The organism is Micromonospora coriariae, assembly GCF_900091455.1.
Classification (GTDB): Bacteria; Actinomycetota; Actinomycetes; order Mycobacteriales; family Micromonosporaceae; genus Micromonospora; species Micromonospora coriariae.
The window spans coordinates 5552370-5564658 of the sequence record NZ_LT607412.1 but is presented as its reverse complement, the minus strand read 5'-3'; the positions used below and the strand labels follow the sequence as shown (position 1 = coordinate 5564658).

Below are 12289 nucleotides of genomic sequence, written 5' to 3'. Positions count from 1 at the left end.
CGTTCGTCATCACGGGGTGGTTGTCGTGCCCGGCGTTCAGGTCGCTGGTTCGCCCTCGTCGCGGTGCCCGGGGTCGCGACGGTACTCGGGGCGGAGCTTCGCGCTGGCGAACGCCGACTTCACCGCCGCGGAGAGCGCGGCGATGTCGTACGCGCCGTGGTGGCGCCGGCCGTTGATGAAGAAGGTCGGGGTGCCGGTGACACCGCTGAGGTCGGCGGACTCGATGTCCCCGGCGACCCGGTCGACGCCCTTGAACTTGACCATGTGCTCCCGGAACTGGTCCAGGTCCAGGCCGATCTGTTCGGCGTAGTTCAGCAGATCGTCGGGATTGAGGGCGTCCTGGTGCGCGAGCAGCAGATCGTGCATCTCCCAGAACGCGCCCTGTTCGCCCGCCGCCTCGGCCGCTTCGGCGGCGAGTTGGGCATGCGGGTGGACGTCGGTCAGCGGCAGGTGTCGCCAGACGTACCGGATGTTGGCGAAGTCGGCCAGCAGCTCCCGGACCACCGGCTCGGCCTGCCCGCAGTAGGGGCATTCGAAGTCGCCGTACTCCACGACCGTCACCGGTGCCTCGCGCGGCCCGCGCACGTGGTCGCGCTCCAGATCGACCGGAGGCATCAGGTCGACGATGGCCTCGGCGACGCCCAGCATCGCGTGGGCACGCCGGGCCGGCGGGAGCCGGGCGGCAGAGCGGAACACCAGCCAGGTGATGACGGACGAGCCAACCGTCGCGACGAGGATGCCGAGCTTCGCCTCCTCCAGAGCCGGGCCGTGCAGCGCGTGGGTGGCGATCAGGAGCGCGACGGTGAACCCGATGCCGGACACCGTGCCGACCCCGGCGACGGCGACCCACCCGACCGGTGGCCGGAACCGGTTGCCGCTCAGCCGCGCCATCAGCCACGAGGTGGCCACGATCCCGGCCGGCTTGCCGACGATGTACGCCGTCACGACGCCGAGCGTGACCGGGGAGGCCACAGCCCTGCCCAGCAGTTCGCCGTCGATCATGATCCCGACGTTCGCCAGCGCGAAGAGCGGCACGATCACGTAGCTCGCCCACGGGTGGAAGAGGGTCTGCAGCCGCTCGTTCGGCGACAGCGCCGAGGTGAGCCCGGCCCGGGCCAAACGGGCGAGCTGTGGGGTGGGCTGTTCCCGGAAGAGGCGGAACTGGTCGCTCGCCCGCTGCAGTTCACTGCGACCGGGGGCGTAGGCGAAGGACAGCAACCCCATCACCAGGCCTACCACGACCGGATCGACACCGGACTCCGAGACCGCGAGCCAGGCCGCCACCCCCAGCAGCGCGTAGACCGGCCCGAACCGCACGCCCAGGGCCCGGACGAGCAGGACGACGACGAAGATCCCCGCCGCGGCGAGCAGCGCCGGCGCCGAAGGATGTTTCGGATAGGCGACCGCCAGCACCGCGATCGCTACCAGGTCGTCGATGACGGAGACCGTCAGCAGGAAACCCCGCAACCGATCCGAGAAGCGCGGGCCGAAGACGGCCAGCGCGCCGAGCGCGAGCGCCGTGTCCGTGGCCATCACCGCGCCCCAGCCCGCGGCGGTGGTGCGCCCGGCATTGATCACGAGATAGATCGCGATCGGCAGGAGCATCCCGCCGAGCCCGGCCAGCAGCGGCAACGCGAGCCGACGCCGATCCCGTAGCTCGCCGATGTCGAACTCGCGGCGCAGCTCCAGCCCGGCGACCAGGAAGAAGAACGTCATGAGTCCGCTGTTGACCCAGGTACGCAGGTCGTGGGACACGTGCCAGTCGCCGAGCTGGACGGAGAGGGACGTGCTCCAGAGCGACTCGTACGACGACATGTGGATGTTGGCCCACAGGAGCGCCACCACCGCGGCGACCAGCACCACCCGTGCGCCGCCGGTCTCGGTGTGCAGGAACGCGCGCAGCGGAGAGTTGAACCGGCCGACCCAGGCGGTCCGGGCGGACCATCGCCGGCGCGGGTCGTCGCTCGTCACGGGGACAATCCTCGTTGACCTGATCGCCCCGTGGTTCGGATTCGGACACAAGGCGACCGATGGTCACGTTGATGTCCGGACCCACCGGGACGGCGTGTCGATCTTGTGGTGCGCTCCCGGTGAGAGTCGACATCGGGAAGAGTCCGGTCGACGTACCGCTGGCTCATCGGACCTGGATCGATCCCGTAGGTTCGGATCAGGGATCAGGCGCTCGGGTCGTGGGTCGGGATGATGCGGACCTTGTTCCGGACGGCGTGCAGCCGGTGCAGTGCACGGAAGGCTCCGTCGCGATCGTCGTCGACGAGCCGTCCCGGGTACGGCGCCTTCTGCCGGACGTGTTCGATCTGCAGCCCGTGCCAGGCTGCGTCACCAGCGACCAGCACCGGTCCGTTGGGGGTACGTAGCAGGACGCCGACACTCCCCGGCGTGTGCCCGGCCAGCTCGACCATGATCATTGACCCGTCGCCGAGCAGGTCGTGACTGCGCTCGAAGGTGAGCACCGGCGGCCCCTCCAACTCGTAGCTGTCCAGCCGCCGGCCCCGCAGGGCAGCTCGGACGCCGCCTGCCGGTGCGGTGTCGCCGGACATCATCCAGTCCCGTTCCCGCTCCCGCACCATGACCGGCAGGCCGGGAAGGTCAAGCAAGCCGCAGACGTGATCCCAGTGCAGGTGGGTGGGTAGTGCGAAGTTGATCGTGTCGGCCGGAATGCCGGCCCGCTCCAGCGCCGTCGTGGTCGGCAGCACCTGATAGCGCGGCCGCACCGCCGGCCGCAACGTCCACGGCAGCTCGCCGATCACCCGGGCGCCGACGTCGGTACAGACCGACGGGTCGAGCAGCACGGTGACCTCCGGATGCCGGATCACGTACGTGGTCAGGGCGTTGCCGACCCGGCGCGGTTTCCGGACGGCCTCGGCGATCAGCGGCGTCGGCACCGACCGCACCGTCTGGTTCAATGTGATCAGCTCGACTTCGACATCCCCGCGCGGGGTACCGGCGTCGGACAGCCCGGCCAGGAAGTGTCGGTCGATCGGACGCGGCCGAATCAGGCGGTACGGCACCGCAGCCAACGCACCGGCCGCCACCGCGGCCTCCCGGATCGCGTGGATCATGAACTTCTCCCCCTACCCTGGCGCATCGCGCGCCGCGGGGAGCACCGTAGAAGTTCAGGTCGACCTGAAGTCAATTCCCCAAGGAGCCTGTGTGACGACGTGGCGAATCGGAGACGCGGCGGCGCTGGTCAGCGTCCCGACGCATGTCCTGCGGCATTGGGAGGAGGTCGGGGCACTCGAACCGGCCCGGCTTGCCAACGGACACCGGATCTACGACGACGAGACGATCACGCGGGCGCGTCTGATCCGGCTCTGCCAGCGGGCTGGCATGTCACTGACCGAGATCGGAGACCTGTATCGCGGCGACGGCCAGCGCCGCACAGCGCTGGTGCGTGACCGGCGGGACCGGATCGCCGACCAGATCCGCCGGTTGCACGCCGCGCAGGACTTCCTCGATCACGTACTCGCCTGCGCGCACCCGGTGGTGTCGACCTGCCCCGAGTGCAGCAGCTTCGCTGCCAGGTCGGCATCAGACACCAGCCAGTCAGAACCGGCCTCCCATCGTTGAGAAGGGCGGTGCGCAACTGGTGCGGGTAGGGTCCAGCCACGGTCGACGAAAGGCAGATCAACCATGGCAATTCCTCACCTGACGGCCGCCGACGGCACTACGTTGCCGGCGATCGGGCTCGGCACCTACCGCCTGAACGGCTCGGCGGGTGTCGACGCGATCGGTCAGGCGATCCGGGCGGGATACCGGTTGCTCGACTCGGCGGTCAACTACGAGAACGAGGGCGCGGTCGGCCGGGCCGCGCGTGCGGCGGGCGACGTACGGGACGCGCTGGTCGTCACCTCGAAGTTGCCGGGACGGCACCACCGCTACGACGAGGCGCTTACCACCATCGAGGAGAGTGTGTTCCGCACCGGCCTCGACCGGGTCGACCTGTACCTGATCCACTGGCCGAACCCCACTGTCGACCTGTACGTGCAGGCGTGGCAGGCGCTGATCGAGGCCCGCGAGCGCGGCCTGGTCACGCACATCGGTCTCTCCAACTTCCTACCTGAGCACATCGACCGGCTGGTGGCCGAGACAGGGGTTGCTCCGGTGGTCAACCAGATCGAGGTGCATCCGTACTTCCCGCAGCAGGAGGCGATCGACTACCACCGGGAGCACGGCATCCTCGTGCAGGGGTGGAGCCCACTCGGCCATGGCAACGACCTGCAACAGCACCCCGTCATCGTGGAGATCGCGACCGCTCACGGCGTCAGCCCGGCGCAGACGATCCTCGCCTGGCACGTGACCCGCCAGGTGATCCCGCTGCCCAAGGCCGCCTCCCCGCAGCGGCAGCTCGAGAACCTGGACGTCTTCGGGATCAAGCTCACCGACGCGGAGGTCGAGGCCATCACCGCGCTGGGCCGCCCGGACGGGCGCCTGGCGGACCAGGACCCGGCGGTGTACGAGGAGTTCTGAGCGGCCCTCAGTAGTCTGCCGACCATGGCGGACTGGAAGATCCGGCCGGCGTCGGCGGCGGACGTCGAGGCGGTGGCTGAGTTGCGGGCCCTGGTGCTGCGGGCGGATCTGGAGCGGCTCGGGCGGTACGACGAGCAGCGGGTGCGGCAACGACTGCGGGACGGGTTCGCGCCGGCGCACACCTGGGTGATCGAGGTGGCCGGCGCGTTCGCCGGCTGCGTGTCGCTGCGGCCGGCCGGGGACGCCCACTGGCTGGAGCACTTCTACCTGGCCCCGCACCTGCAGGGCAGCGGCATCGGTGGGGCCTTGCTGCGCGGGCTGCTGGAGCAGTGCGACCGCGATGGCACCCCGGTCCGGCTGAACGTGCTGCAGGGCAGTCCGGCCCGGCGGCTGTACGAACGGCACGGGTTCAGACTCGAGACCGAGGATCCGGTGGACGTGTTCATGGTGCGCGAGGCGGGCGTGGCCGTGCGCGACACCGAGAGCCCGGCCACGGCGCCGAGCATCATGTTCACCTCGCACCAACGTGAGAGCGGCGTTACAGCTGATCTGCCGGCACACCGGGAGCACCCCGACGTAGCGTGAGATCGTGCCGACGAAAGACGTACTCACCAAGGCTGACCTCGCTGAAATTCGCCGCTCGGCGCTCGGGATGGCCGACCCGCTCGGTGTCGCCGCCGACCTGGCCGACGCGGCGCAGCAGGACAGGCTGGAGGACCCGGACGACGCCGGCGACGCGCTGACCCTGGCCGCCGAGATCGCCGAGATCCGGGGGAAGTCAGATGCCGCGCTCCGGTACGCGGACCGCGCCCTGGCGGCGTACCCGTCAGGGGACGACCCGCGGGCCGGGTTCGCCCGGGCGTTGCGGGCCCGGACCCTTTTCCAGGCCGCCGGCCGGGAGGACGAGGCGATGGCGGAGCTGACCGCGCTTCGCCCGTTCCTGCTCATCCAGCCCGACGCCCCCGCCTACGTGAGCGCGGCGCTGGACTCCGGTGGTCGTTCGGCGATCGCCGAGAGATGGCTGAGCGAGGCCGTCGACACGCTGCTCGGCGAGCGGGCGACCGCCGCCGGAGCGTCGGCGCAGGCCATCACCGCCGTGGAGCCTCCGGTCGAGGTGGGCCCCCCGGAATCGCCCGGCGTCCTGTTCTTCCTGCTGCAACAGCGGCACCGGGTACGCCGGGACCTCAACCTGCCGCACGACCGGCACGACGACCTGGCGGACCGGCTGGAGACCCAGCTCGTCCGTCGGGCCGCGCAGCGCGAGGGCGGTCAGCAGGACCTGCTCTTCTGGCCCCGCGCCGAGTTCGACCGCCTGCTGGCCGAGCACCCCGCCCTGAGCGAGGCGTACGGGCCGGACTGGGACGAGCATCGGGCCCGGCTGGAGAAGGAGCTGGTCCGGCTGGCGAGCGCCGGCGGGACCGGCCTGAGCGTGCTCAGCGCGACGGTTGCCGGCCTGGGCGCCCATGCCAGCCGACTCAACGGCGATCTGGCCGACCCACAGATCCGGGCCGGCTACGCGAGCGAACTCGCGGCTCGACCCGGCGCACGGATTCCCTGGCCACCCGAGCGCAACGACCCCTGTTGGTGCGGCTCGGGTTTGAAGTACAAGAAGGACTGCCTGCCACGCTCCCGTAGCTGATCGCGGTAGCTATCGACCTGCGGTGTGCCGCTGGTAGTGGCGGGCGACGCGGGCACGGTTGCCGCAGGAGGGCTTGCACCATTCCTGACGCGGGTGGTCCTTGACGAAGTAGCGTACGCAGCGTGGCGCGGGGCAGGCCCGCAACAGGTCGCGGGCCGGACCGGCGATGAACTCGATGGCGGCACGTGCCAGCCCCGCGGTGATCGCCAGCCGCGTGTCAGCCGCCTCGCCACGCCAGGCGAGGGACGGCGTGTCCTCCTCCGCCCAGCTCAGCACCGGCCGGACCGGCAACGCCCCGGCGGCCTGGTTGAGCCGGGCGACCGCCTCCTGTGGAGGGAGCAGCGAGGCGGAGTCGGCGCGGCTCGGCGGGCCGGGGCGGACCGCCACCGCGAAGAGCGTACGCGCGGCGCGGCGCACCGCCACCACGTCGAGCCGGGTCCGCTCGTCGACCACGCCGCCACGAATCTCGAACCCGCCCACGTACTCCCGCAGTGGCTCGGCCTGCTCGCGGAGCCAGGCGTTCAGGCCGGCGAGGTCGGCGAGGTCATCGGCGACGCCGCCGTTGCCGTCGTGTCGAATCGTGCTGACCAGGGCGAGCGCGAGTTGGGCTGACATCGCGGCCCCTCCTGTTCTGGCTTGTGTGGCCGACGCCGCCCAGTGTAACTTCCCTAATGCATTTGCCGTCGATAACCATTAGGGGTCGTCGTGTTGGTCATCGCGCACCTCAGTGACACTCACATCGACCATCACCCCCGATCGGCCGAACGGACCGCCCGGGTGATGGACCACCTGCACGCCCTGCCACGACCGGTCGACGCGATCCTGATCACCGGGGACATCGCCGACCATGGCGAGGTGGCCGAATACGAGACCGCCGCGAAGCTCTTCGACTCCCCGCTGCCGGTCATGATCTGTCCCGGCAATCACGATGTGCGCGACGCGTACCGCAAGGGTCTGCTCGGCGACGGCGGTGGCGGCACCGGCCCGATCAACACCCGGTACGACGTGGCCGGCGCGGTCTTCCTCCTCGCCGACTCCTCCGTACCCGGCCAGGACGACGGCCACCTGGACGACGAGACAGTGACGTGGCTCGCCGACGAACTGGGCTCGGTGCCGGCCGACACGCCGACGTTCATCGCCTTTCATCACCCGCCGGTCGTGCTGCACCACCCGGTCATCGACCCGATGCGGCTACTGCCCGCCGACCCCCTGGCCGACCTGGTCACCGCCCACCCGCAGGTCGTCGCCGTGCTGACCGGGCATTTCCACACCGCGGCCGCGAGCACCTTCGCCGGCCGCCCGCTGCGGATCGCGCCGGGCGTGGTCTCCACCCTTCGGATGCCCTGGGAGGGCCAGGGACCGTTGACCACCCAGACCCAGCCGCCCGGCGTCGCATTCCACGTGTACGACGACACCGGACTGCTCACGACCCACTACCGGGTGGTGGTATGAGCACACACGGGGTCGCGGTGCTCAGCTTCCTGGCCGCCGTCGCGCCGATCACCACCACACCGGGAACGAGCATGACGCTTGTCGTCTCACGGGTGGCCACCGGCGGGCGGCGGCAGGGATGGTGGGTGATCCTGGGTACGGTCACCGGGATCTACGTGCATGCCACCCTGGCCGCCGCCGGCCTGGCCGCGCTGCTGCTTCGCTCGTCGCAGGTGTTCTGGGTCGTCAAGCTGGTCGGTGCCGCCTACCTGATCGGGCTCGGGCTGTGGCTTCTCTGGTCCGCGACCTACCGCCGCACTGCGACCAGGTCAGGGGCGTCGGACGTGGCCACGGCGGAGGCGACGGCCGCGGCGGGCCGGCCGGCTCCGGTCCGCGCCCGGAGGCTGCCGTGGCGCGTGCACCACCCCTACCTTCAGGGACTGCTGGGCAACGTCCTGAATCCCAAGGCAGCCGCCGTCTACCTCACCCTGGCACCGCAGTTCCTCGAACCGGGCCGACCGGTGCTGGTGCCGATGCTGCTTCTCGCCACGGCGCACGCCGCGCTGCACACCTGCTGGCTCGCGGGATGGACCGCCGTCTCCGGTGCCGCCGCCCGGCTGCTCCGCACGGCCAGCGTCCGACGCATGCTCGATCGGCTGACCGGCGTGATCCTGCTCGGCCTCGGTGTGCGGTCCGTGGTGACCTGAGCCGAGCGCCCGCCCGCCGAGCACCGGCCAGGACGGTTGCCGGCCGGACGGCCGCTATCGGAGGATCCCGGCCAGCTCGGACAGGTCGGCGATCTCGTACGCGACCGGGGCATCGCGCGGCGCGCTCTGCCCCCGGTGGTTGACCCAGACGGCCCGGATGCCCGCCGCGTGCGCCCCGCCCACGTCGGCGGTGAGCGAGTCACCGACGTGCAGCACCTCGTGCGCCTCCAGCCCGAGGGCGGCGAGCGCCCGGCCGAACATGGCCCGGTCCGGCTTGTACGCGCGGGTGGCCTCGCTGGTCACCACGGCCGCGAAGGCCAGGCCGTGGTGTGCCATCGCCGCACGCACGTCATCGGTGTCCACATCGGACACCAGGCAGATCGGCACTGTGACGCGGGACAGGAACTCAGCGGTGCCGGGCCGCAGTGGTGGTGAGCGCCAGTACCTGAACTGCTCCGCGCACAGGGCGGCCGGGTCACGGGCGCAGCCGACCTCGGCCATCACCGAGGCCAGGCTCGCCATCGCGCTGTCCCGCAAAGAGCGAAACCGTGGCCCGGACGCCACCGCCTCGTACTCCGCTGCCCAGGCCGTGGCGACATCGCTGCCGGAGACCGGCACCGAGGCGCGGGCGGCCACCTGGTCGGCGATCGCCGCCATCATGGCGTCGTCGTCCTCGACCACCGTGCCGTAGAAGTCGAGCAGCAGTCCCTTGAGCACCGTCGCACCCTATGCATCCCCGCCTGCCGCCGAGCGCTCGCACATTGGGGGCTGACACACCCAGCCGGTACCGATAGCGTCCATCGGTGGACGATCACGGTCCGCCCGCCACCGCCGTAGGAGACGCCGATGTTCGAGGAGTTCATGGGCATCCCCGCCCATCCTCTCGTATTGCACGCCGCGGTCGTGTTCGTGCCGCTGCTGGCCCTCCTGGCGGTGGCCTACGCGCTCGTCGCGCCGCTCCGGCCGCACACCCGCTGGGTGCTGGGGCTGCTCGCCCTGGGCGCACCGCTCGCCGCGCTGCTGGCGAAACTCACCGGTGACGCCTTCTTCGACCGCATGCGGGCCGCCAACCGGGTAACCCCGGAGTTCGTCCCAACGATCGAGGCCCACCAGCAGTTCGGCGACTTCACGCTCTGGGCCACCATCGGGCTGGCGATCGTGGCGCTGGCACTGGTCTGGTTCGTCCCGCCCCGCGCGGCCGAGGCGAGCGCGACCGCAGGCGGCGTCACCAGCCGAGCGCTGACCCTGTCGCTGCAGGTGCTGTCCTTGGTGGCCGCCGGCGTCGCCCTCTACTACGTGATCCGCACCGGCGACTCCGGCGCGAAGGCGGTCTGGACGGGTCAGTGACCAGAACCGGCGGTGCGGGTCAGCGTCCGCTGGCCCGGTCGACGCCCTGGTGCACCCGCGCGGTGCGGTCGAGCAGCTCGCGCAGCGCGCTCTCGTCGACGGTGTCGAGCCGCTTCAGGTAGAGGCAGCCCTTTCCGGCGTGGTGTGGGCCGAGCCGTTCGAGGATCCGGCCGTACCGCTGCTCGAAACCGCCCACCAGGTAGACGACGAGGTGTTGTTTGCGCGGCGAGAAACCCACAAGTGGCGCCTCGCCCGTACGCCCGCTGTCGTAGCTGTAGTGGTAGCTGCCGAAGCCGACGATGCTCGGACCCCACATCACCGCCGGCTCGCCGGTCACCTCGCCCATGATCGCGCGGAGCCGCCCCGCGTCGGCCCGCCTACGCTCATCAGAAACCGCGGCCAGGAAGTCATCGACGCTGACCTCGGTCGGGACCGTCACCGGCTCTTTCGCTGTCGCCATGACGGGATGCTCTCACTCCCGTACGACGCCGCCACCCCGGTCAGGCCACGTCCTCGCGCGCTCGCCAGGAGAGATGCTGCCCGTGCTGGCCCGCGCGGGAAGCCCTGCCGAGCGTCGGTCGTCGGCCGGTCCGTGGTGCTGGTGCGGCCCGGCGCAGGGCCGGGCCGCACCAGCTCCGGTGACGATCAGCCGGCGTTGTACGCCCGGATGATGGTCTGGTCGATACCACTACCGCCGTTCGCGGCAGCCTTCACCCGCAGCGAGACGGGCTGCCCGGCGGCGGCCTTCGGCAGCTCGACCCGGTAGTTGTCCCCCGCGCCGGTGACCCGCGCCGTCTTCCAGGTGGCACCGTCGTCGGTCGAGGTCCACACCTGGAACGAGGTCACCTTCTGCGCCTTGACGCCGTGCCTCCTCGTCCAATGTGGACGAAAGCGCCTCTTCGGGCGGCTTTCTGCAAGATCAGATGCGCGAGTGCGTGATCTTCGAGAGTCCTTGATGAGGAGTTTTCACCCGCGTAACAGCGGAAGCACCCGCCGGCCGAGCAGATCGATCCCGTGGCGCGGCGTCAACCCGTGCGGAGTGCCGAACTCCACCCGGCTCGCCCCGGCGTCGAACACCGCCGCGGCCTGCGCCGCGACGTGCTCGGGGGTGCCGGAGAAGGCGAACAGATCGAGCAGGTCGTCACCGATCAGCGCGCCGGCGAGGTCGTCCTCCCGGCGGCCGACGTGCTGCTGGATCCGTGCCAGCAGCTCCGGATCCACCTCGATGGTCGGGTCGAGGGCGGCGACCACCGCGAGGTACATGGCCACCTCACGGCGGGCCATCCGACGTGCCAGCGCACCGTCCTCGTCGACGACGGTGACCGCCCCGAGCACGACACCTGTGCCATCGCCCCCAGTCAGCGTCGCGCCGTCCAGCCAGGCCCGCATCATCCGGGCCATCGCCGGGTTGGCCGACCCGCCGACCTTGACCTCGCTCGCGAACCCCGCCGCCGCCCGCGCGGTCTGCCGCCCCCAGGTGCCGGCCAGGACCGGTACGTCGGCACGGGCCGGCGTGTACCGCAGCGACGTGCCCGGCGCCACGCTGAACTCTCCACCCTGGAAGCCGCTGTCATCACCGGCGAGCAGGAGTCGGACGACGTCGACCGTCTCGACGATGCGCCGGATGGCCCGGACCTGCGGCACGCCGATCTCGTTGAGCCAGGTGCCCCGGGCCAGCCCGAGGTAGGCCCGACCGTGCGAGGCCAGGTCCAGCGCGGCCACCTGACCGGCGACCTCCACCGGGTGCATGGTGAACGGGTTGAGGCACGCCGCGCCGAGGCGGATCCGCCGGGTGTGCCGCGCCGCCACCAGCAGCGGGAAGATCGGCGGCTGGTACATCAGGTCACCGAAGACCGACAGGACGTCGAACCCGTGCCGTTCGGTCAGCTCGGCCAGCTCGGCGTACTCGTCGGCGGACTTGTCGGACTGCAGGCCGATGCCGACCAGCCCTGCGCTCACGTCAACTCTCCGGTGGGGATCTGCCGGCGGCTGGTCCGCTCGATGCGCAGGATGACCCGCTCCTCCGGGTCCGGGCAGGCGACGTGACTGTCCCGGGCCAGCCAGTCACCCTCGGCCAACTCCCGCTGCTTGGCCGGGAGCAGGGGCAGGCACGCGGCGAGGGCGTACAGGCAGAAGTGCCCGCCGGCGGGGATCGTGAGCCGGCTGGAACCGGTCAGGTCGATATGGTCGCCCGGCTTCAGACCACACACCGAGCGGCCCTCGATCCGCTCCACCACGACCCGCAGGTCGTACAGGTCGGTGGTCGGTTCGTCGGCGCTCATCGCACGGCCTCCGCGTGGTGGTGCACGATCCGCCAGGCGTTTCCCTCGCGGCGCAGCACGTCGGTCACCCGGAAGCACTCGTCCGGCCGGGCGCCGTCGTACCGGGCTCGCAACACGTAGCGGACCAGGCCGGTGTCGCCCCAGGCCTCGGCGCGCAGATCCTCCGGCGCCACCGCGACCGGGGACGACCCCGCCGCCCGGGCCGCCCGTCGGTCCCGCAGGTCGTCCAGCGCGGTCAGGCCGCACAGCAGGCCGTCGGCGTCGGACTCCCAGATAGTCACCTCCGGATGCAGGTGCGCGTCGAAGGCCGGCCGGTCGCCGAGCGACCGGTACAGGCCGGTGATGGTGGTGGTGAGCTCATCGGTGGTCATCGGCGGTCACTTCCGATCGGAGCC

At 71.2% G+C, this 12289-nt stretch carries 16 protein-coding genes; 7 read left to right on the top strand and 9 right to left on the bottom strand.

Translation table 11 applies throughout. The features are described from left to right. Nucleotides 1-36: 36 nt before the first annotated feature. Together nhaA and GA0070607_RS25785 are read right to left on the bottom strand one after the other, a co-directional pair. On the bottom strand, nucleotides 37-1971 hold the full coding sequence (nhaA, locus tag GA0070607_RS25790; protein WP_089020493.1) for a Na+/H+ antiporter NhaA: 1935 nt from the start codon (nucleotides 1969-1971) through the stop codon (nucleotides 37-39). Nucleotides 1972-2174: 203 nt separating this feature from the next. Next, nucleotides 2175-3080 carry an MBL fold metallo-hydrolase gene (locus GA0070607_RS25785; protein WP_089020492.1) on the bottom strand — a complete coding sequence of 302 codons (906 nt, stop codon included), beginning with the start codon at nucleotides 3078-3080 and terminating at the stop codon, nucleotides 2175-2177. Between GA0070607_RS25785 and GA0070607_RS25780 the strand changes: the two genes are divergently transcribed. The 4 genes from GA0070607_RS25780 to GA0070607_RS25765 all read left to right on the top strand — a co-directional run bounded on the left by GA0070607_RS25780 (nucleotide 3079) and on the right by GA0070607_RS25765 (nucleotide 6127). Continuing rightward, nucleotides 3079-3588 carry a helix-turn-helix domain-containing protein gene (locus GA0070607_RS25780; protein ID WP_089020491.1) on the top strand — a complete coding sequence of 170 codons (510 nt, stop codon included), beginning with the start codon at nucleotides 3079-3081 and terminating at the stop codon, nucleotides 3586-3588. The two genes, GA0070607_RS25785 and GA0070607_RS25780, sit on opposite strands and share 2 nt — an antisense overlap. A 63-nt stretch (nucleotides 3589-3651) precedes the next feature. Beyond that, complete coding sequence (locus GA0070607_RS25775) at nucleotides 3652-4488, top strand: aldo/keto reductase (RefSeq protein WP_089020490.1); 837 nt, start codon at nucleotides 3652-3654, stop codon at nucleotides 4486-4488. Between the two features lie 24 nt (nucleotides 4489-4512). Next, nucleotides 4513-5073, top strand: a complete 561-nt coding sequence (locus GA0070607_RS25770) for a GNAT family N-acetyltransferase (RefSeq protein ID WP_089020489.1) — start codon at nucleotides 4513-4515, stop codon at nucleotides 5071-5073. A 4-nt stretch (nucleotides 5074-5077) separates the two neighbouring features. Then, entirely contained in the window at nucleotides 5078-6127 is a 1050-nt protein-coding gene (locus tag GA0070607_RS25765; RefSeq protein ID WP_231930354.1) for an SEC-C domain-containing protein, read from the top strand. A gap of 9 nt (nucleotides 6128-6136) precedes the next feature. Here GA0070607_RS25765 and GA0070607_RS25760 read toward each other — a convergent pair whose 3' ends face one another. Next, nucleotides 6137-6742, bottom strand: a complete 606-nt coding sequence (locus GA0070607_RS25760) for a CGNR zinc finger domain-containing protein (protein ID WP_089020487.1) — start codon at nucleotides 6740-6742, stop codon at nucleotides 6137-6139. A gap of 90 nt (nucleotides 6743-6832) precedes the next feature. On the opposite strand from GA0070607_RS25760, the gene GA0070607_RS25755 reads away from it, so the two are divergent. Continuing rightward, nucleotides 6833-7579 (top strand): metallophosphoesterase, encoded by a 747-nt coding sequence (locus GA0070607_RS25755; RefSeq protein WP_089020486.1) that lies wholly within the window; start codon nucleotides 6833-6835, stop codon nucleotides 7577-7579. Beyond that, on the top strand, nucleotides 7576-8265 hold the full coding sequence (locus tag GA0070607_RS25750; protein ID WP_089020485.1) for a LysE family translocator: 690 nt from the start codon (nucleotides 7576-7578) through the stop codon (nucleotides 8263-8265). Before GA0070607_RS25755 ends, GA0070607_RS25750 begins: the two co-directional genes overlap by 4 nt. A gap of 54 nt (nucleotides 8266-8319) precedes the next feature. Here the strand turns inward: GA0070607_RS25750 and GA0070607_RS25745 are convergent, their stop codons facing one another. Next, nucleotides 8320-8982, bottom strand: coding sequence for an HAD family hydrolase (locus GA0070607_RS25745; RefSeq protein WP_089020484.1), 663 nt, complete (start codon nucleotides 8980-8982; stop codon nucleotides 8320-8322). 129 nt (nucleotides 8983-9111) lie between these two features. Between GA0070607_RS25745 and GA0070607_RS25740 the strand changes: the two genes are divergently transcribed. Beyond that, the gene (locus tag GA0070607_RS25740) at nucleotides 9112-9612 is read left to right on the top strand and encodes a DUF2231 domain-containing protein (protein ID WP_089020483.1); all 501 of its coding nucleotides are present in this window, start codon (nucleotides 9112-9114) and stop codon (nucleotides 9610-9612) included. 19 nt (nucleotides 9613-9631) lie between these two features. Here the strand turns inward: GA0070607_RS25740 and GA0070607_RS25735 are convergent, their stop codons facing one another. From GA0070607_RS25735 to GA0070607_RS25715, 5 genes are all read right to left on the bottom strand, one after another. Next, complete coding sequence (locus tag GA0070607_RS25735; protein ID WP_089020482.1) at nucleotides 9632-10072, bottom strand: DUF1801 domain-containing protein; 441 nt, start codon at nucleotides 10070-10072, stop codon at nucleotides 9632-9634. 185 nt (nucleotides 10073-10257) lie between these two features. Further along, nucleotides 10258-10458, bottom strand: a complete 201-nt coding sequence (locus GA0070607_RS25730; RefSeq protein WP_089020481.1) for a hypothetical protein — start codon at nucleotides 10456-10458, stop codon at nucleotides 10258-10260. A 120-nt stretch (nucleotides 10459-10578) separates the two neighbouring features. After that, nucleotides 10579-11571 (bottom strand): LLM class flavin-dependent oxidoreductase, encoded by a 993-nt coding sequence (locus GA0070607_RS25725; protein ID WP_197701168.1) that lies wholly within the window; start codon nucleotides 11569-11571, stop codon nucleotides 10579-10581. After that, a complete protein-coding gene (locus GA0070607_RS25720) occupies nucleotides 11568-11894 on the bottom strand; it encodes a TIGR04076 family protein (RefSeq protein WP_089020480.1) in 327 nt (108 codons plus the stop codon). The genes GA0070607_RS25725 and GA0070607_RS25720 overlap by 4 nt, the downstream gene beginning before the upstream one ends. After that, nucleotides 11891-12265, bottom strand: a complete 375-nt coding sequence (locus GA0070607_RS25715) for a nuclear transport factor 2 family protein (protein WP_089020479.1) — start codon at nucleotides 12263-12265, stop codon at nucleotides 11891-11893. The genes GA0070607_RS25720 and GA0070607_RS25715 overlap by 4 nt, the downstream gene beginning before the upstream one ends. Nucleotides 12266-12289 lie beyond the last annotated feature (24 nt).

What these genes read in the sequence shown, in the direction of transcription:
- GA0070607_RS25740 (WP_089020483.1), top strand. Translation starts at nt 9,112, where the DNA reads ATGTTCGAGGAGTTCATGGGCATCCCCGCCCATCCTCTCGTATTGCAC.
- GA0070607_RS25785 (WP_089020492.1), bottom strand. Translation starts at nt 3,080, where the DNA reads ATGATCCACGCGATCCGGGAGGCCGCGGTGGCGGCCGGTGCGTTGGCT.
- GA0070607_RS25715 (WP_089020479.1), bottom strand. Translation starts at nt 12,265, where the DNA reads ATGACCACCGATGAGCTCACCACCACCATCACCGGCCTGTACCGGTCG.
- GA0070607_RS25770 (WP_089020489.1), top strand. Translation starts at nt 4,513, where the DNA reads ATGGCGGACTGGAAGATCCGGCCGGCGTCGGCGGCGGACGTCGAGGCG.
- GA0070607_RS25780 (WP_089020491.1), top strand. Translation starts at nt 3,079, where the DNA reads ATGAACTTCTCCCCCTACCCTGGCGCATCGCGCGCCGCGGGGAGCACC.
- GA0070607_RS25735 (WP_089020482.1), bottom strand. Translation starts at nt 10,072, where the DNA reads ATGGCGACAGCGAAAGAGCCGGTGACGGTCCCGACCGAGGTCAGCGTC.
- GA0070607_RS25760 (WP_089020487.1), bottom strand. Translation starts at nt 6,742, where the DNA reads ATGTCAGCCCAACTCGCGCTCGCCCTGGTCAGCACGATTCGACACGAC.
- GA0070607_RS25750 (WP_089020485.1), top strand. Translation starts at nt 7,576, where the DNA reads ATGAGCACACACGGGGTCGCGGTGCTCAGCTTCCTGGCCGCCGTCGCG.
- GA0070607_RS25775 (WP_089020490.1), top strand. Translation starts at nt 3,652, where the DNA reads ATGGCAATTCCTCACCTGACGGCCGCCGACGGCACTACGTTGCCGGCG.
- GA0070607_RS25720 (WP_089020480.1), bottom strand. Translation starts at nt 11,894, where the DNA reads ATGAGCGCCGACGAACCGACCACCGACCTGTACGACCTGCGGGTCGTG.